Genomic DNA, 17819 nt, shown 5'->3' with positions numbered 1-17819 from the left:
ACATGTCCGGCAACATCGCATTCCTCGGCTACGGTCTTGCGGCTATCGGCCCCGGTATCGGCATCGGCCTGATCTTCGCCGCCTACATCCAGGGTGTGGCTCGCCAGCCCGAGGCTCGCAACATGCTCCAGACCATCGCCTTCACCGGCATGGCCCTCACCGAGGCCCTTGCCATCCTGGGTCTGGTCTTCGCGTTCGTCTTCCAGGGCTGATCCAGCTCTTCGAACCTGATCAGTCCCCTCAACAGATAGGAAGCCAAGGTGTTCCTCGCATCTGAAGGCGCCGGTTGGCCGGAGGCACTTCCGCTCCTGCCGCACCCGGCCGAGATGATCATCGGGCTCATCGCCTTCGCGATCCTCTACTGGCTGTTCAAGACGAAGGTCGTTCCCAACATGGAGCGCATGTACGCGGAGCGTACGGCGGCCATCGAGGGCGGCATCGCCAAGGCGGAGGAGGCCCAGAAGGAGGCCGACGCCGCGAAGCAGCAGTACGAGTCGCAGCTCGCCGACGCGCGCGCTGAGGCCGCGAAGATCCGCGAGGACGCCCGTGCCCAGGGCGCGGCCATCATCGCGGAAAGCCGCGAGCAGGCCACGGCCGAGGCAACGCGCATCAACGAGAACGCGACGAAGCAGATCGCGGCCGAGCGTCAGCAGGCCACGGTTCAGCTCCGTAGCGAGGTGGGCGGTCTGTCCACCGAGCTCGCGAGCCGCATCGTCGGTGAGTCCCTGCACGACGAAGCGCGTCAGAAGGGCATCATCGACCGCTTCCTCGCCGAGCTCGAGTCCGGCGACATCCGTCCGGAAGCCTCCGGCAGTTCGCGAGTGGATGCCTGATGCAGGGCTCTTCGCGTACGGCTCTCACCTCGACCCGTCGGGTGCTCAACGGCACGCTGTCGGGCCTGAGTGACCCGAAGGCCACGGCGCGTGACCTGTTCGCGGTCATCGACGTCATGGACACGAATGCCACGCTCCGTCGGGCGTTCGCCGACTCGTCGCGTGACGCCGACGTCAAGCGCGGGCTCGCCCAGCGCCTGTTCGGCGGCAAGGTCGGCAACGAGGCCAGCGAGGTGCTCACCGCTGCGGTGGGTGAGCGTTGGTCCTCGGAGCGTGATCTGTCCGACGCACTCGAGCAGCTGGCTGTCGAAGCCCTCACCGCCTCGGCGGAGAAGGCCGAACGCGCCGACTCGTTCGAGAACGAGATGTTCCGCTTCGAGCGCACGGTTGCCTCCGATGCCGGTCTGCGCGACGCGCTGGCCGACCGCGGTCGTAGCGGCGCGGACAAGCGCGGCCTCGTCTCCCGTCTGCTCGAGGGCAAGGTGAGTGAGGAGACTCTCTTCCTGGCCGGTCGCGCAGCGGGCAACCCCCGCGGACGACGCTTCGACCGGACGATGGAGGAATTCCTCGCCGGTATCGCAAGCCGTCGTGGTCAGTCGCAGGCACTCGTCACGAGCGCCGTCGAACTGACGGGCGAGCAGTCGGAGCGACTGCGCGCCGCGTTGTCCAAGATGTACGGCAAGCCCGTGCAGACGAACGTCGTCATCGACCCCGAGGTCGTCGGCGGCATCAAGGTTCAGGTGGGTGACGACGTCATCGACGGCACGATCTCGCGCCGTCTCGACGAGGCACGCGCCCACCTGTCCGGCTGACACGACGCCATCCCGGGCCGCTACCGCGGCCCAGCTAAAACAGCTCGGCGCCCGAAGCGGGCCCATGACAAGGAGTGATGATGACGGAGCTTTCGATCCGTCCGGAGGAGATCCGGGAAGCGCTGAACGGTTACGTTCAGTCCTACGAGCCCGGCGCGGCCTCCCGCGAAGAGGTCGGCCGCGTTGCCGATGCCGCTGACGGCATCGCGCACGTCGAGGGTCTGCCCTCGGCCATGACCAACGAACTGCTGCAGTTCGAAGACGGCACGCTCGGTATCGCGCTGAACCTCGACGTTCACGAGATCGGTGTCGTCGTCCTCGGCGAGTTCGCCGGCATCGAAGAGGGCCAGCCCGTCAAGCGCACGGGCGAGGTGCTCTCCGTTCCGGTCGGCGACGGCTTCATGGGCCGCGTCGTCAACCCGCTCGGTCAGCCGATCGACGGTCTCGGTGACATCGAGGCCGAGGGCCGCCGCGCCCTCGAGCTCCAGGCGCCCACCGTCGTTCAGCGTAAGTCGGTCCACGAGCCGCTCATGACCGGTATCAAGGCCATCGACTCGATGACGCCGATCGGTCGCGGTCAGCGTCAGCTGATCATCGGTGACCGCAAGACGGGCAAGACGACGATCGCCACCGACACGATCATCAACCAGAAGCAGAACTGGGAGACGGGCGACCCGGACAAGCAGGTTCGCTGCATCTACGTCGCCATCGGTCAGAAGAACTCGACCGTCGCCGAGGTTCGCGCCACGCTCGAAGAGGCCGGCGCCCTGGAGTACACGACGATCGTCAACGCTCCGGCGGGTGACGCGGCGGGCTTCAAGTACCTGGCTCCGTTCACCGGTTCGGCCATCGGCCAGCACTGGATGTACCAGGGCAAGCACGTCCTCATCGTCTTCGACGACCTCAGCAAGCAGGCCGAGGCCTACCGCGCCATGTCGCTGCTGCTGCGCCGCCCGCCGGGCCGTGAGGCCTACCCGGGTGACGTCTTCTACCTGCACTCGCGTCTGCTCGAGCGTTGCGCGAAGCTCTCCGACGACCTGGGCCACGGCTCCATGACGGGTCTTCCGATCATCGAGACGAAGGCCGGTGACGTCTCGGCGTACATCCCGACCAACGTCATCTCGATCACCGACGGTCAGATCTTCCTCCAGTCCGACCTGTTCAACTCGAACCAGCGCCCGGCCGTCGACGTGGGTATCTCCGTGTCGCGAGTCGGTGGTGCCGCCATGACGAAGGCCATGAAGGCCGTCACCGGTTCGATCAAGGTCGACCTCGCTCAGTTCCGCGAGATGCAGGCGTTCGCCATGTTCGCCTCCGACCTCGACGCCGCTTCGCGTCGTCAGCTCGCTCGCGGTGAGCGCCTCATGGAGATGTTCAAGCAGCCGCAGAACAACCCGTTCCCGGTCGAGAACCAGGTCGCGTCGCTGTGGGCCGGTACCACCGGTCAGTTCGACGACGTCAAGACCGAGGACGTGCAGCGCTTCGAGGCCGAGTGGATCGAGTACATGAACCGTGAGAACGGTGACTTCATGCGCGCGATCCGCGAGAGCGGCAAGCTGGCCGACGACGGCAAGGACGTCTTCGCCAAGAACATGGAAGCGTTCAAGAAGCAGTTCCAGGCTTCGTCCGACCGCAGTGGTGAGGGTTCCGAGCAGTTCGACGAGATCGACGAGGACCACATCAACCAGGAGAAGATCACCAAGCGCAAGCAGTGATCCTCCTCATACCGGCCCCGTCGGGGTCTCCCACGGGGCCGGTACGAAGGTCATCCCCACCACCACGTCAGAACCAGTACAGAGAGGCGGAAAGCTATGGGAGCGCAGCAGCGGGTCTACCGCCAGCGCATCCGGTCCGTCCAGGCGACCAAGAAGATCACGCGCGCGATGGAGCTCATCGCTGCCTCGCGCGTGGTCAAGGCTCGTGAGGCCGTCGCGAAGTCGACGCCCTACGCGGTCGCCCTGACGCGAGCGGTCTCCTCGGTCGCGTCGTCCACGTCGGACATCGACCACGCACTGACCACCGAACGCGAGCACGTCAAGCGCGCGGGTGTCCTCATCGTCACTGCCGACCGCGGCCTCGCCGGCTCGTACTCGGTCAACGCGATGAAGGAAGCCCAGGAGCTCATCACGCGCCTGGAGAACGACGGCAAGGAGGTCGTTCCCTACATCGTCGGACGTAAGGGCGTGGGCTACTACAAGTTCCGTCGCCGTCCGTACGAGGCCGAGTGGACGGGCTTCACCGACAGCCCCAAGTTCGAGAACGCCGAAGAGATCGGTGATCGCCTCACCGAGGACTTCATCAAGGGTTCGGACGAGGGCGGTGTCGACGAGCTTCACGTCGTGTACACCCAGTTCAAGAGCATGGTGACGCAGCAGTCCCGCGTCATCCGCCTCCTGCCCCTGGGCGTGGAGGAGCGCGAGGCCGAAGCGGACGACGCCGAGGGCCCCATGCCGCTGTACGAGTTCGAGCCGAACCCCGAGGGCGTGCTCGACGCACTGCTCCCGCGGTACGTCAACGCTCGTATCTTCAACGCGCTGCTGCAGTCGGCTGCTTCCGAGCTCGCCGCACGTCAGCGCGCGATGAAGTCCGCGACGGACAACGCCACGGAACTCGTCAAGACTTACACCCGACTGGCCAACCAGGCCCGTCAGGCCGAGATCACGCAAGAGATCAGCGAAATCGTGGGTGGCGCCAGCGCCCTCGCGGACGCCAGTTGAGCGCCTCAACGCAAAGGAATCACCATGACTGCCACCATTAACGAAAGCCAGTCGGCGGCTCCCGCCGCGGCCGGCGTTGGCCGCGTCTCGCGCGTCATCGGCCCGGTCGTCGACGTCGAGTTCTCCGCCGACACCATGCCGGAGGTCTACAACCTCCTCAAGCTCGACGTCACGCTGAACGGCGAGACGAAGAACATCAACCTCGAGGTCGCCCAGCACATCGGTGACTCGATGGTGCGAGCCATCTCGCTGCAGCCGACGGACGGCATCGTCCGTGGCTCCGAGGTGCGCGACACCGGTGCCCCCATCTCGGTGCCCGTCGGCGACGTGACGCTCGGCAAGGTCTTCAACGCGACGGGTGACTGCCTCAACCTCGAAGAGGGCGAGACGCTCGAGGTCAACGAGCGCTGGGGCATCCACCGCACCGCTCCGGCCTTCGACCAGCTCGAGTCGAAGACGCAGATGTTCGAGACCGGCATCAAGGTCATCGACCTTCTCACCCCGTACGTGCAGGGTGGAAAGATCGGTCTGTTCGGTGGTGCCGGTGTCGGTAAGACCGTTCTGATCCAGGAGATGATCGCTCGAGTCGCTCGCGACCACGGCGGTGTGTCCGTGTTCGCCGGTGTCGGTGAGCGTACCCGTGAGGGTAACGACCTCATGGTCGAGATGGAGGAGGCCGGCGTTCTCGGTCAGACCTCGCTGGTCTTCGGCCAGATGGACGAGCCGCCGGGCACGCGTCTTCGCGTCGCTCTGTCGGCCCTGACGATGGCGGAGTACTTCCGTGACGTCCAGAAGCAGGACGTGCTTCTGTTCATCGACAACATCTTCCGCTTCACGCAGGCCGGTTCCGAGGTCTCCACGCTGCTCGGCCGTATGCCGTCCGCCGTGGGTTACCAGCCGACGCTGGCCGACGAGATGGGTGTTCTCCAGGAGCGCATCACCTCGACGCGTGGTCACTCGATCACGTCGATGCAGGCCATCTACGTGCCGGCCGACGACTACACCGACCCGGCTCCGGCAACGACGTTCGCCCACCTCGACGCCACCACCGAGCTCTCGCGTGACATCGCGTCGATGGGTATCTACCCGGCCGTGGACCCGCTGACGTCGACGTCGCGAATCCTCGACCCGCGTTACATCTCGCGTGAGCACTACGACACCGCGGTGCGCATCAAGGGAATCCTGCAGCGCAACAAGGAGCTCCAGGACATCATCGCGATCCTCGGTATCGACGAGCTCTCGGAAGAGGACAAGATCCTCGTCAACCGCGCTCGCCGCATCCAGCGCTTCCTGTCGCAGAACACCTACGTTGCCAAGCAGTTCACGGGCATCGAGGGCTCGACGGTTCCGCTGAGCGACTCGATCGAGGCGTTCACGAAGATCGCCGACGGCGACTACGACCATGTGCCGGAGCAGGCCTTCTTCATGTGCGGTGGCCTCGACGACGTCGAGCGCCAGGCCGCGGAGATCGCCAAGCAGGACTGATCTCGGTGAGCCGGACGCCGCAGGTGTCGGGCAACCCGTGATGATTCGGACGAGGGGCCGGGGGCGAGAAGCCTCCGGCCCTTCGTCCGTCATGTGACGAACGAACGAAGGGCGACGTGATGGATCTCGGGCTCAAATGGCGGCTGCACGACGGCGACCTGACGCGGGCCGGTGCCGTGGTGGCGCCGGACGAGCGGCTCGCGTGGCCGAAGACGATCGGCATCGGTATGCAGCACGTCGTCGCCATGTTCGGCGCCACGTTCCTCGTGCCGTTGCTGACGGGCTTCCCGCCCTCGGCGACGCTGTTCTTCTCGGGCATCGGAACGATGCTCTTCCTGCTTCTCACGGCCGGTCGTGTACCGAGCTACCTCGGGTCGTCGTTCGCCTTCATCGCGCCGCTCACCGCAGCCACGAAGTCGCATGACATGGCCACCGCGCTCGGCGGCGTCGTCATGGCCGGTCTGGCGTTGTTCCTCGTCGGTCTGCTCGTGCACGTCGTGGGTGACGGCTGGTTGCGAGCCCTCATGCCGCCTGTGGTCACAGGAGCCATCGTCGCGCTGATCGGCCTCAACCTCGCCCCGGCCGCGAAGCAGAACTTCATCAAGTCGCCGGTGACGGCTCTCGTGACGCTTCTCGTCGTCCTCGCCGTCACGGTGGTGGCAAAGGGCCTGCTCGGGCGTCTCAGCATTCTGCTGGGTGTCGTGGCGGGTTACGCCGTCGCGTGTTTCCGCGGGGAAGTCGACTTCAAGACGCTCGGCGCTGCCGATTGGCTTGGCCTGCCGGACTTCCACTCGCCGTCCTTCGACCTGAGCGTCATGGGATTGTTCGTGCCGGTCGTGCTCGTGCTCGTCGCGGAGAACATCGGGCACGTGAAGTCGGTCGCGCAGATGACGGACCGCAACCTCGACGACGTGTCGGGCCGCGCGCTCATGGGTGACGGTCTCGCCACGACGCTGGCCGGTTTCGGTGGTGGCTCCGGTACGACGACCTATGCCGAGAACATCGGCGTCATGGCCGCGACGAAGGTCTACTCGACCGCGGCCTACTGGGTCGCCGCCGTCACGGCCGTGCTCCTGTCGTTCTGTCCCAAGGTCGGCGCGGCCATCGCAACGATTCCGCCGGGTGTCCTCGGGGGAGTGGCCACCGTTCTCTACGGCATGATCGGCATGCTCGGCGTGCGGATCTGGATGGAGAACAAGGTCGACTTCGCCAACCCGGTCAATCTCATGACGGCCGCAGTGGCCCTCATCATCGGCATCGCCGACTACACCTGGAAGGTCGGCGACCTCACGTTCGCCGGCATCGCGCTCGGCACGTTCGCCGCCGTCGCCCTCTTCCACACCATGCGTTTCGCGGCGCGCACGAGCGGCGCCGTGCCCGACCCACTCGCCAAGGCCGACGACGTCGAACGTCGCGAGCCGAAGGCCTGAGACGAAGCCCACGTTTCCCCGGTTATCATGGGGGAACTCACCGACTCGAAGAGGAATCGCCCTGATGAGCAACCTGAACGTCAAGTTCGTCGCCGCCGACCGTGAGGTCTGGGAAGGCGAAGCGAGCCGTCTGATCGCCCGCACCACCGAAGGTGAGATCGGCATCCTGCCCGGTCACCAGCCCCTGCTTTCCGTGCTCATCGAGGGCGACGTCGTCGTCGTCCCGACCTCGGGCGAGCGTCGCACGGTCCAGATCGACGGTGGCTTCCTCTCCGTCGACAAGAACGTCGTCACGGTCGTCGCGCAGCACGTCGAGATGGCCGACGCCTCCTGAGGCAACGACGCACGATGTCTGATGCGCTGACGGCCGGCGAGATCGTTCTCGCGCTGGCCGTCATTGCGCTGCTCGTGGGGCTCGGCGCGATGGTGTATCGCACCCGCAGCCTCTCGCGCGAGGGAAACCTCGCTGTCATGGCCACCCGTTACCCGAACGGCTCGTGGCGCACCGGCATGGTGCGCTACCGGCCGGATCGGCTCGAGTGGTTCACTTTCCGGACTCTGCGGTGCACGCCTGAGCGCATCTGGAAGCGTGGCGAGTTCGTTCTCGGCTCGCGCAACACGTTGGAGTCGAGCGAGTTGCCGCGTGCCATGACGGGCGACGCGGTCTCCGTCGAGATTGAGTGCGGTGCGGAGCACTTCTCCATCGCCATGGCGCCGGCCGACTACACGGCCTTGCGATCCTGGAGTGAGTCGGCTCCGCCCGGCCTGCGCTCGCAGGGCTACTGAGTCAGGCGCGCACGGGAGGGCCCCCGACACATCGGTGTCGGGGGCCCTCCTGCGCGCGCGGGTGTGCGTTGCGGGCGTCAGGTTGTGGAAGCGCCCTCTTCGCGGCCACCGCCGGGCTGCCACAGCACATCCCCAGGGCCCTGGGCGTTGGCGTAGCGCGCGAAGACGAAGAGCGCATCCGACAGCCGATTGAGGTACTTCGCCGTGAGGACGTTGACGCCACCGGGGCGTTCGGCGCTCTTGCCGTCACCGGGCGCCGGCTCGTCCCCGTGTGCGTCGAGGGCAGCCCAGGCTGCCCGCTCCGCACGCCGGACGACGGTGCGCGCGAGGTGGAGGTAGGCCGCTGCCTGCGTCCCACCTGCGAGGACGAAGGAGCGCAGCGTCGGTAGCTCGGCGCCGAACTCGTCGCACTGTTGCTCCAACTCGTCGATCCACTCCTCGCGCACGCGAAGTGGTGGGTGCGCCGGTGACTCGACGAGAGGCGTCGAGAGATCGGCTCCGACGTCGAAGAGGTCGTTCTGGATGCGCAGGAGGACGGGGCGCAGTGCGTCGGGAAGGTCCGGGGCGCAGGTGAGCGCGAGGCCGATGGTGGCGCCTGCCTCATCGGTGTCGGCGTAGGCCGCGAGCCTCGGATCGTTCTTCGAGGTGCGCGAGAAATCGCCGAGGCCGGTGGAACCGTCGTCGCCGGTGCGGGTGTAGATGGTGCTGAGTACGACCATGGCTTCACCCTGCCAGACGAAGGGCAGCCGTGTCGGCGCAGGCGTGTGGCCGTCCCCGCCGTCAGCTGGGCGCGAGAGCGGCGCGTTACAGCCCTTTGGCAGTCGTTATGTGTTCGTTACCGAAATGGGCGAACCTCACGTGGGGGTCGCGCGTCAGAGTAGAGGTAAGCGAAGCAAAGCGGCGCCCGCCGCCGCCCCGAGCCCGTCCTGAACGCACGAAGGGGAACGACATGTCCCAGCCGGTTGCAGACAAGACCGATGCACGTACGAGCGAGCGCACCGCCGAGGTGCGCCACATCGTCGACGGGGCCGAACTCGGTGTTGTGGGGTCGATCTGTGCCAGCACGAGCAGTGAGGTGCGCAGCGAGCTCACCCAGGCGATCGGCGCGGGCGAGGGCGACCTCGTCGTTCACCTCTCGGAGGCCGAGGTGTGGGACGCCACGGGCCTCGGCGTCATCGTCGGAGCTCACCGCCGCGCTGCTGCCGAAGGGCGGCGACTGGTCGTGGCCGACGCCTCGCCGCGACTGCGCCGCCTGATGTGTGCGACGAAGCTCGACCGTCACCTCGAGGTCGAGCGGGAGCTGACGCAGTTCGTCCCGCTCGCCGCCACCGCCTGAGCGAACCGGCTCAGAACAGGCGTGTCTCGGAGTCGTCGATTCCCTTGAGGGCGTCGTAGTCGAGCACGACGCAGCGGATGCCGCGGTCTGCGGCGAGCGTTCGGGCCTGGGGCTTGATCGTCTGGGCAGCGAAGACACCCGACACGGGGGCGAGGTGCGGGTCGCGGTTGAGCAGTTCGAGATAGCGCGTCAGCTGTTCGACGCCTTCGATCGTGCCGTGCCGCTTGAGTTCCACGGCCACCGTGGCCCCGGTGGAGTCCTTGCACATGATGTCGACGGGTCCGATGGCCGTCATGTACTCGCGGCGCATGAGCGTGTAGCCCGAACCGAGGGTCTCGATGTGTTGAGCGAGCAGCTTCTGCAGCTGCGCCTCCACACCGTCTTTGACAAGGCCAGGGTCGACGCCGAGTTCGTGGGCGCTGTCGTGGTGGATGTCGTACAGCTTGATCCGCAGTCGATCGTCGGACTTGGCGTGCTGCACGAGCCACACGGAGCTGACGCCCTCTACCGTCTCGACCTCGTCGGGCTCGATCTCGGCCATGGCGCACGGCGGGGCCATCCAGTTGAGGGGCTTGTACGAGCCTCCGTCGGAGTGCACGAGCACGGAGCCGTCGGCCTTGACCATGAGAAGCCGCTTGGCCAGGGGGAGGTGGGCCTGCAGGCGGCCCTCGTAGTCGACGCTGCAGTCGGCAATCACGATTCGCACGAGGAGTAAGCCTACGCTTCCGCCTCGCTGCGTCCGGCCAGGGCGATACAGACACCGAGGGTGAGGACGAAGCCCGCGACGGACAGGACCTGCGTGTTCGGCCGCACCCCGTCGCCGAGGAGGGCGAGGCCGACGAGGGATGGTGCCAGGGTTTCCAGGGCGAAGGTGATCGCCGCGACAGACGTCGTTTCGCCGGCGTCGAGGGCGAACCCGTAGGCAACGGTCGCGATGACGGCGTGCAGCACAAGCGCCCACAGTGCCCAGGTCCCGAGGGCATCGCCCAGGCTGCCGTTCCACGGCAGGATGCGGGCGCCGACGGCGAGACCGCCGTACCCGAGCCCCGCGACCACAGCCAGCACGGAGCTGGCGCGACGACGCGCCGCAAGGACCCCGACGGCGGCAAGCAGGACGGCCACGGCGACGAGGGCCGGCGCCAGCCACGACGGCGGATCGTGCGGCGGCGTGTCCCGTGCGGTGGCGGCCAGGCAGACGAGCCCTAGGGCGACCACCGCCAGAGCTGCGACCTCACGCCGCGTCAGTTTGGCGCCCAGCACGATGACGGCGAGCACCGCCGTCACGGCGACCGACGATGCAATGACCGACTGGACGAGGAAGAGGGGGAGAGCGCGCAGCGCGCCCACGGAGGCACGCGAACGCCACGACGTCGAGTCCCAGGCCCGCGGCGTACAACCACCCGGCTCGCGCCCGCTGCAGGAGGGTGCTGCCGGCCGGGGCCGCCCGGAGTCCACGCACGCCGAGTGCCTGGAGGATCGTGGCGCTTCCGTACGCCAGCGCGGCGAGCAGAGCGCCGAGGAGTCCGAGGAGCTTGCGCTGACTGTGTCACCTTCCTCGCAGCATCGGGAGCCTCGGCCCGTGGCGCGGACACATCTGAAAGACTGGCGACCATGATCAACACAGTGGGTGTCATCGGGCTCGGCACGATGGGTGCGGGCATCGTCGAGGTCTTCGCGAAGGCCGGTTTGAGCGTCATCGCCGTCGACGGTTCGGCCGAGTTGGCCGAGCGCGGCAAGGGCTTCCTCGAGAAGTCGCTCGGTCGTGCGGTGAGCAAGGGCAAGCTCGACGAGGCGGCGCGCGACGAGATCGTCGGCCGCGTCTCGTTCGGCGACGACCTCGCCGCCATGAAGGACGCCGACCTCGTCATCGAGGCGGTTCCGGAGCGTCTCGAGATCAAGGAATCGATCTTCACGACGCTCGACGGCATCGTCCGGGAGGACTGCGTGCTCGCGACGAACACGTCGTCGCTGTCGATCACCGAGATCGCGCGGGCCACGAAGGTGCCGTCGCGGGTCATCGGTATGCACTTCTTCAACCCGGCGCCGGTTCAGCCGCTCGTCGAGGTCATCCGTTCCGTCATGAGCGACGAGACGGTTGTCGAGCAGGTCCGCGAGCTGGCCGAGCGCCTCGGCAAGAAGCCGGTCGTTGTCGGCGACCGCGCCGGCTTCGTCGCCAACGCTCTGCTCGTCTCCTACCTCGCGCGGTCCATCCGCGCCTACGAGTCCGGCCTCGCCTCACGCTCCGACATCGATGCGGCCATGGCCGCCGGCGTCGGTCTGCCGATGGGCCCGCTCACGCTGTGCGACCTCGTCGGCCTCGACGTCATCCACGAGGTGTGCGGCGTGCTCTACAACGCCACGGGTGACCCGAGCGTCGCCTCGCCGTCGATCCTGCGCCAGTTGGTGACGGCCGGTCGCCTCGGCCGCAAGAGCGGTCACGGCTTCTACACCTACGACGGTGTCGGTTCCGGCACGGTGGTCGACGACGCTGCCACGACGGCACCCGCCAAGCCCCTCGAAGGCAAGGTCGGTCTCGTCGGCGAGGGTGACCTCGTCGACGCCCTCGGCTCGGAGCTGAGCGACGCCGGCGTCGAGGTCGTCCGGGTTGTCTCGGCGGACGACGCAGCCTCGGTCAAGGGCGTGGCCGTCACGCTCGCCGTTGACGCGGTCGAGCTCGACGGCGACTGCTGCGGCGGCGGATGCTGCGGTGGAGACGACGCCTCGCACGGCGACGTCGAGAGCGGCCTCGAGATCGGGGCGAAGCCGGTGCTGCGCGCTGTGCGTGACGCCATCGGTGACGCAGGCGTCATCGCTGCGCTCGGCGAGGGATCCGTCGAGACCGCGTCCACGGGCGACCCGACGATCGACGCCACCGTCGTGCCCGTCGTCCTGCACGAGAAGCAGAAGGCCGGTCAGGTGCTCGAGATCGGTCGTTCGGTCGCCATCAGCCCTGACGCCGTCGAGACCGTGCGTTCGCTCGCCGCTGCGGCCGGCTGGACGCCCGTCGTCGGTAAGGACCGTGCAGGCCTCGTCGTCGACGCGCTGCTCTATCCGCACCTCAACGACGCCGCGAAGATGCTCGACTCCGGCTACGCCACGGTCGAGGACATCGAGACGGCGATGAAGGCCGGCTGCGGTTACCCGCAGGGGCTCTTCGAGCTGCTCGACGAGGCGGGCCCGGACGACGTGCACGGTGTCCTCGCGGAGATGTACTTCGAGACCGGCGAGCAGCACCTCGTGCCCTCCCCGCTTCTGACGGAGCACCTCCTCGCGGATCGTCCCTTCCGGAACTGATGCCTCGGCGGAACCGACCCCGCCGGGACGAGACGCGCGGCGACGTCAGCGCCGCGTTCCGTCCCGTCGATGTCGTCCAGAGCTACGCCGGCGGACGCTGGACGGTGCGGGTGCTGCGGGGCAACAGCGAGGGCAAGGTCTACACGTGCCCCGGCTGCCAGCAGCAACTTGCGTCGTCGCTGCCGCACGTCGTCGTCTGGCCGATGGACCGGCTCGGTGACGTGACCGATCGACGCCATTGGCACACGAGTTGCTGGCAGGCTCGCGACCGGCGTCCGCCGCAGGGCTCTTGGCGCTGAACCACCGGACGAGGGAAATCGACATGACGATGCAGGAGATCCGCTCGAACACCGTGCTCGCCGCGCGGCGCGAGGAGATCGAGTTGCACACCGCGGACGGCCTGAAGCTCGTGGGTGAACTGGCGCTGCCGCCGTCGAACGATCCGGTGGCCACACTCGTGACGCTGCACCCGCTGCCGACGCATGGCGGCTTCATGGACAGCCATGTCTACAAGAAGGCCGCCAACCGGCTGCCGGCGCTCGCGGACATCGCGGTGCTGCGGTTCAACACGCGTGGCACGTCGTCGCCGCGCGGGACGTCGGAGGGTGCGTTCGACTCGGCTGACGGTGAGCGGTTCGACGTCGCCGCCGCCATTGAGTTCGCGGAGTTCCACGAGTCGCCGGCGCTGACCAATCGTTGGCTGGTGGGGTGGAGCTTCGGCACGGATCTGACGCTCATGCACGGGCTCGATCCGTCGATCGAGGGCGCGGTCCTGCTGTCGCCGCCGCTGCGGTGGTCGCAGCCCGAGCACCTCGCGGCGTGGGCCGAATCGCGCAAGCCGGTGACGGCGCTCGTGCCCGAACTCGACGACAACCTGCGCCCCGACGAGGCACGCGAGCGGTTCGGCGCCATTCCTCAGGCGCGCGTCATCGGCGTCGATGGCGCGAAGCACCTGTGGGTGGGGGAGAAGTACGTGCGGCGCGTGCTCGACGAGATCGTGCGCATCGTCGCGCCGTCGAAGCTGCCCGAGGGTGGCCTGCCAACCGAGGTCGACGCTTCGCTCGTGGTCGAGGGCTGAATTGACACGCAAGTGGTGGGCGCCTCTGTGAGCCCGGGGACCCTTGGTGGCTGTCTCGGACCGGTTGTCGACACTGACGTTCGGCGCCGCGAGGTTCTGCACGTCGTTCTGCTACCCCCTGACCGGGGCATAACCACGTGCAGAGCCACCCCAGCTTGGGTTGTGCAGAAACGACCGTTTTGGCTACGCCGGATTGTCACGCGGCACCGTGGTCGTCACCGGCACCACCACCGACGAGGCGGAGCAGGTCTTCGCGGACGTCGTCAGCTGGGTTCAGGCCGCGTCGCAGGTGGACCGAACCGCGGACTGATCCCGTCCGCTGGCAACGCTGTCCGGTGCAAGACCGCCCACAGCAGTTCCTCGACCGCTTGGTCTTCGAGAGGGGCAGTTGTGTCGACGCGCACGACGTCGGTGATGCCGAGTGGCCCCTCCCCATGGAGAGTGTCCCACCAGGCTGTTTCTGCTCCGGCCTGTAAGTGTCGTGGGTGACGCGAGGCATCACCGCGGGCTCGGGCCAGGAAGCGGTCCCTGGCCATGTACACGGGCACCTCACACCACACCTCCACAACCTCGGACGCGAGGATTCCACAACCATGTAATCGCTCGACCACAGCCGCAGCCCGACCTGGACCACCGAACCAGGTCTCGATGATGACCCGCGGCCTCCGAGCGGTGAGGAACCACAAGAGGTCTTCAGCTTCTCGGCTCAGCCAGCTCGGGTCAGGTTCACTTGGGCAGGTGCCGGCGAGGACATCCTTGGGATTGTCCTTGGAGAAAAGAGTTGCTGACCAGACCCGCGCGAGTGCCGCGGCCAGCGTTGACTTACCGGCACCCGGCAGTCCGTTCACGATGACAAGCCTCGTTGCGGCCCGGTTCGGTCCGATCCGTTCCTCATGTGCTGCACCGTCGTGGAAGGTCATGCGCGCCCTCTCGCCCCTTAGGTAACGTAACGAGATCGCTCCGGCCTGGCTGGCATTCGTGGTTTTGCATCCACCAGACCATTGCTGCGGCCACGCAAATCATCTCAAACTCGACCGAGGTGTAAACCGCCCGCCGCGACGGCGGGTTGCTCACCGGGGCGAGGCCTCCAGTTAAGGATCGTGGCCAGCGCGATGGCGAGCGACGCTCCGTCTTGGGCATGATCAGATTCTCCTTGACTAAGGCCGGTCGCCGCCGCCCGGGCGCCCCGGCTTGGAGACGCTTGCTGTGAGCAGATGAAATGCGCAGGTCGGCGCCTGAGTTCCGGCGTCTACGAACGGCGTGTGCGGGTGGAGTACACCCTATTTGCACAGTTGCTCCTCTATGTGGCTTGTGACCTTCGCCGGTAAATGGCGGTGTTCTGTCGATGCTCCGTGGCGGCTTTAGTTGGTGGTACCGATGACAAGCGTGGTCTGGCCGTCCGTGGTCGAGAGTCCTGCCGCCGATGCGAGGGCGGCAGTGTCATCGTCAGCAGCTGAGGTGTCCTCGTCGACGTAGCCAGATCTCCAGGGGAATGGTCGTCAGTGGCGGTACCGCGGCGATGATCGAGAGAGCTGTGACCCGCCATGGCCACCGCAGGGTGATGGCGGTGATGAGCGCTATGGCGAGGTAGATGAGGAAGATGCCGCCGTGCAGGGCGCCGAAGATGCTGACACCGACGTCGGTTGTGCCCGTCACGTACTTGAGGAACATCCCGGCGAGCAGACCAGCCCAGGTGAAGGCTTCGAGAAAGGCCGCGACGATGGAGACTCTTGCCACAAGCGGAAGTCCATAACGCTGCTGGGTGCTTGCGCTCATTGGTTCGCCTCGTTGCTCGGGAGTTCGTCTGCGTCCGCGACGGAGCGGGCGAGGTGCTCTGCCAGCGCGGCGCGCAGTTCGGGCGGAAGAGGGGCGGCTCCGACGGATTCGCTAAGCCAGAGTCCGTCGGCGGCAAGGTACGCGACCATCTTCTGCAACGCCCGAGGGTCAGTCGGGTCAATCTCGGCAGGGTCGGGTATCCATCGGGAGATGACCCTTCTCCACGGCTTGTTGAGCTCGCTGTCGGTGCTCGCCTCGAGCATGAGCAGCAGCTCGGGGCCAGTGGCGCTGCGAGCGCTCACGCGGGCGTAGGCGGCGAGGCGCTCGTCCTGCGTTGCCTCGTCTGGGTCCTTGCCCAGGACGTTGATCATCTCGTGGTCCCAGCGCTCGGCAAGATGCTCGTGCAGCGCGAGCACCAGGGCGTCCTTCGAGGGGAAGTGGTAGAGCAGCCCACCTTTGGTGAGTCCGGAGGCGGCGGCCACGGATTCGTACGTGACGGCCGTGACGCCGTCGGTTTCGACAACGTGGAGGGCGGCTTGGAGGATGGAGTCTCGTTTGCTGGTCCGCATGAGCGGTCCTTTCGTGGTCAGTGCTCGGAGTGCAGCTGTGACTGCGTGCCAGGCAGGTACCGACGCAGCAGCACTCCCGTGATGACAGCGGCCGCTGCCAGGACGCCGGCAACGACTAGCATCACAACGAGGTACGCGGAGTCGAAGGCCGTGGAGGCCGCCTGAATGATGGCGGCGTCTCCCTGCGCCGCCTCCAGTGCCTCAGCGATACCGTCACCAGCCGCCGCCGGTGCACCGTTGGGGAGGACAACACTGGCGGTATAGATGGCCGTGAGCAGGCTTCCGAGCACGGACACGGCGATGAGGCTGCCGAACTCGTAGGAGACCTCTTCGAGGGAAGCGGCCATGCCTGCACGGCGCACCGGCACGTTCCCGATGATGGCGGTGGAAGCGACCGACATGGCAGCTCCGAGACCGGCACCCGTCACCAGAAGGCCGAGAACCAGCACGCCGAAGGATGATTGGAACCCGACTACCGTCACCACGACGCCGCCGGTGGCGACGGCGAGACCACCGGTGATCAGCGCGAGCAGCCCGACACGGTGCAAGAAGGCACCACCCAGGAGCGCTGTCGGCAACGAGCCCACGGCAATCACGGCAACCAAAAGCCCAGCCTCCAGCGGACTGAAGCCGACGACCTGCTGGAAACGTTGCGTGGTGACAAGCTGGATGCCACCGATGGCGAACATCGCGAACGCCGCGGCGAGCACGCCAGCACTGAACGCCGGGTTGAGGAAGATGGAGAACTCCAGCAGCGGATTCTCCAGGCGCCGCTGACGGCGCACGAAGAGCCAGAACCCGATGGCAGCAACGAGCAGCGCAACAACAATGGTCGCGACAGACGGGGGCGCGTGGCCGATCTCCTTGATGGCCACCACCGTTCCGACGAGCCCGATCATCACCAGTATCGAAGACACGGCATCCCAGCGCTTCGAAGGATCCGGGTCATTGGCCGGGCGGATCAACCAGGTAGCAACCAGCGCCAGCGCCACTACGGGCACGTTCACCAGGAACACCGAGCCCCACCAGAAGAACTCGAGCAGCGTGCCGCCGAGAATCGGACCGAGAGCGGACCCGACGACCGACAGGCTGCCCCAGATCGCGATCGCAAAATTCCGCTCGCGCTCGACCGTGAAGTACGTGCGGATCAGTGCCAGGGTTGCCGGCATCATCGCTGCCGCACCGACAGCGAGCACAGCGCGTGCACCGATCAGCACCTCGGGCGACGGCGCCAACGCTGCGAGCAGGGACGCCAACCCGAAGATCACCAGGCCGACAACAAACATCCGCGTGTGGCCGATGCGATCCCCCAGGGTTCCGCTGCCCAGCAACAGCCCCGCCATCACCAGGGGGTAGGCATTGATGATCCACAGGCTCTGTGTGTTCGAAGCCTGCAGTTCCTCAGTCAGCGTCGGCAGGGCCGTGTAGAGAATCGAGTTATCCAAGGTGATCAGCAGCAGACCTGCTCCAACCGTCACCAGCAGCGACCAGCGTCGCCTCTTCGTCATCGCGGACATGCGCGTCTTCCCCTCGTCGTGAACGACATAACTGTACCAAATGGATGGTGTAGTTAAGTCGACGGAGGGAGAGACTCACGGCGCGCGCTATGCATGGCGTGCGGGCGGCGAAGCTTGGAAGGTTTTAGAGCGAAGGCGCGGCACTTCGATGCAGGCAAAACCGGACGAGCTGGTGCCTCAGTTGGG

At 66.8% G+C, this 17819-nt stretch carries 20 protein-coding genes; 13 read left to right on the top strand and 7 right to left on the bottom strand.

Annotated features, from left to right (window positions below; translation table 11 throughout):
• The first annotated feature begins 2 nt into the window (after positions 1-2).
• The 9 genes from atpE (at position 3) to AA983_RS00055 (ending at position 8063) form a co-directional block, all read left to right on the top strand.
• On the top strand, positions 3-212 hold the full coding sequence (gene atpE / locus AA983_RS00095) for an ATP synthase F0 subunit C (protein ID WP_047310252.1): 210 nt from the start codon (positions 3-5) through the stop codon (positions 210-212).
• Between the two features lie 48 nt (positions 213-260).
• Entirely contained in the window at positions 261-833 is a 573-nt protein-coding gene (locus AA983_RS00090; RefSeq protein ID WP_047310251.1) for a F0F1 ATP synthase subunit B, read from the top strand.
• Positions 833-1645, top strand: a complete 813-nt coding sequence (locus AA983_RS00085) for a F0F1 ATP synthase subunit delta (RefSeq protein ID WP_047310250.1) — start codon at positions 833-835, stop codon at positions 1643-1645. The genes AA983_RS00090 and AA983_RS00085 overlap by 1 nt, the downstream gene beginning before the upstream one ends.
• Positions 1646-1725: 80 nt before the next feature.
• A complete protein-coding gene (gene atpA, locus AA983_RS00080) occupies positions 1726-3360 on the top strand; it encodes a F0F1 ATP synthase subunit alpha (protein WP_047311024.1) in 1635 nt (544 codons plus the stop codon).
• 96 nt (positions 3361-3456) lie between these two features.
• Positions 3457-4362, top strand: a complete 906-nt coding sequence (locus tag AA983_RS00075) for a F0F1 ATP synthase subunit gamma (RefSeq protein ID WP_047310249.1) — start codon at positions 3457-3459, stop codon at positions 4360-4362.
• Between the two features lie 24 nt (positions 4363-4386).
• The gene (atpD, locus tag AA983_RS00070) at positions 4387-5847 is read left to right on the top strand and encodes a F0F1 ATP synthase subunit beta (RefSeq protein ID WP_047310248.1); all 1461 of its coding nucleotides are present in this window, start codon (positions 4387-4389) and stop codon (positions 5845-5847) included.
• A 116-nt stretch (positions 5848-5963) separates the two neighbouring features.
• A complete protein-coding gene (locus AA983_RS00065; RefSeq protein WP_156170109.1) occupies positions 5964-7277 on the top strand; it encodes a uracil-xanthine permease family protein in 1314 nt (437 codons plus the stop codon).
• A 64-nt stretch (positions 7278-7341) separates the two neighbouring features.
• Complete coding sequence (locus AA983_RS00060) at positions 7342-7611, top strand: F0F1 ATP synthase subunit epsilon (protein WP_047310246.1); 270 nt, start codon at positions 7342-7344, stop codon at positions 7609-7611.
• 14 nt (positions 7612-7625) lie between these two features.
• A complete protein-coding gene (locus tag AA983_RS00055) occupies positions 7626-8063 on the top strand; it encodes a DUF2550 family protein (protein WP_047310245.1) in 438 nt (145 codons plus the stop codon).
• Between the two features lie 77 nt (positions 8064-8140).
• Here AA983_RS00055 and AA983_RS00050 read toward each other — a convergent pair whose 3' ends face one another.
• Complete coding sequence (locus AA983_RS00050) at positions 8141-8782, bottom strand: cob(I)yrinic acid a,c-diamide adenosyltransferase (protein WP_047310244.1); 642 nt, start codon at positions 8780-8782, stop codon at positions 8141-8143.
• A gap of 230 nt (positions 8783-9012) precedes the next feature.
• Between AA983_RS00050 and AA983_RS00045 the strand changes: the two genes are divergently transcribed.
• On the top strand, positions 9013-9399 hold the full coding sequence (locus AA983_RS00045; RefSeq protein WP_052946695.1) for an STAS domain-containing protein: 387 nt from the start codon (positions 9013-9015) through the stop codon (positions 9397-9399).
• A 10-nt stretch (positions 9400-9409) separates the two neighbouring features.
• Here the strand turns inward: AA983_RS00045 and nucS are convergent, their stop codons facing one another.
• Together nucS and AA983_RS00035 are read right to left on the bottom strand one after the other, a co-directional pair.
• The gene (gene nucS, locus AA983_RS00040; protein ID WP_047310243.1) at positions 9410-10105 is read right to left on the bottom strand and encodes an endonuclease NucS; all 696 of its coding nucleotides are present in this window, start codon (positions 10103-10105) and stop codon (positions 9410-9412) included.
• 11 nt (positions 10106-10116) lie between these two features.
• Positions 10117-10746, bottom strand: a complete 630-nt coding sequence (locus tag AA983_RS00035; RefSeq protein ID WP_052946693.1) for a hypothetical protein — start codon at positions 10744-10746, stop codon at positions 10117-10119.
• A 264-nt stretch (positions 10747-11010) separates the two neighbouring features.
• Between AA983_RS00035 and AA983_RS00030 the strand changes: the two genes are divergently transcribed.
• Genes AA983_RS00030 through AA983_RS00020 form a run of 3 tightly spaced genes read left to right on the top strand, consistent with a single transcriptional unit; the run spans position 11011 to position 13771 of the window.
• Positions 11011-12693, top strand: coding sequence for a 3-hydroxybutyryl-CoA dehydrogenase (locus tag AA983_RS00030; protein ID WP_047310242.1), 1683 nt, complete (start codon positions 11011-11013; stop codon positions 12691-12693).
• Complete coding sequence (locus AA983_RS00025; RefSeq protein WP_047310241.1) at positions 12693-12992, top strand: hypothetical protein; 300 nt, start codon at positions 12693-12695, stop codon at positions 12990-12992. The genes AA983_RS00030 and AA983_RS00025 overlap by 1 nt, the downstream gene beginning before the upstream one ends.
• A gap of 23 nt (positions 12993-13015) precedes the next feature.
• Complete coding sequence (locus AA983_RS00020) at positions 13016-13771, top strand: alpha/beta hydrolase (RefSeq protein ID WP_082128583.1); 756 nt, start codon at positions 13016-13018, stop codon at positions 13769-13771.
• Between the two features lie 263 nt (positions 13772-14034).
• Here AA983_RS00020 and AA983_RS15950 read toward each other — a convergent pair whose 3' ends face one another.
• The 4 genes from AA983_RS15950 to AA983_RS00005 all read right to left on the bottom strand — a co-directional run bounded on the left by AA983_RS15950 (position 14035) and on the right by AA983_RS00005 (position 17633).
• Complete coding sequence (locus AA983_RS15950) at positions 14035-14691, bottom strand: AAA family ATPase (RefSeq protein ID WP_129662738.1); 657 nt, start codon at positions 14689-14691, stop codon at positions 14035-14037.
• Positions 14692-15217: 526 nt separating this feature from the next.
• Positions 15218-15547, bottom strand: a complete 330-nt coding sequence (locus AA983_RS00015) for a DUF3817 domain-containing protein (RefSeq protein WP_047310240.1) — start codon at positions 15545-15547, stop codon at positions 15218-15220.
• Positions 15544-16116 carry a TetR/AcrR family transcriptional regulator gene (locus tag AA983_RS00010; RefSeq protein ID WP_047310239.1) on the bottom strand — a complete coding sequence of 191 codons (573 nt, stop codon included), beginning with the start codon at positions 16114-16116 and terminating at the stop codon, positions 15544-15546. Before AA983_RS00010 ends, AA983_RS00015 begins: the two co-directional genes overlap by 4 nt.
• A 17-nt stretch (positions 16117-16133) precedes the next feature.
• The gene (locus tag AA983_RS00005; protein WP_047310238.1) at positions 16134-17633 is read right to left on the bottom strand and encodes an MFS transporter; all 1500 of its coding nucleotides are present in this window, start codon (positions 17631-17633) and stop codon (positions 16134-16136) included.
• Positions 17634-17819: the final 186 nt, after the last annotated feature.

The sequence above is a fragment of the Dermacoccus sp. PE3 genome (assembly GCF_001021715.1).
Taxonomy (GTDB): Bacteria; Actinomycetota; Actinomycetes; order Actinomycetales; family Dermatophilaceae; genus Dermacoccus; species Dermacoccus abyssi.
This window is presented reverse-complemented; position numbering and strand designations above follow the sequence as displayed.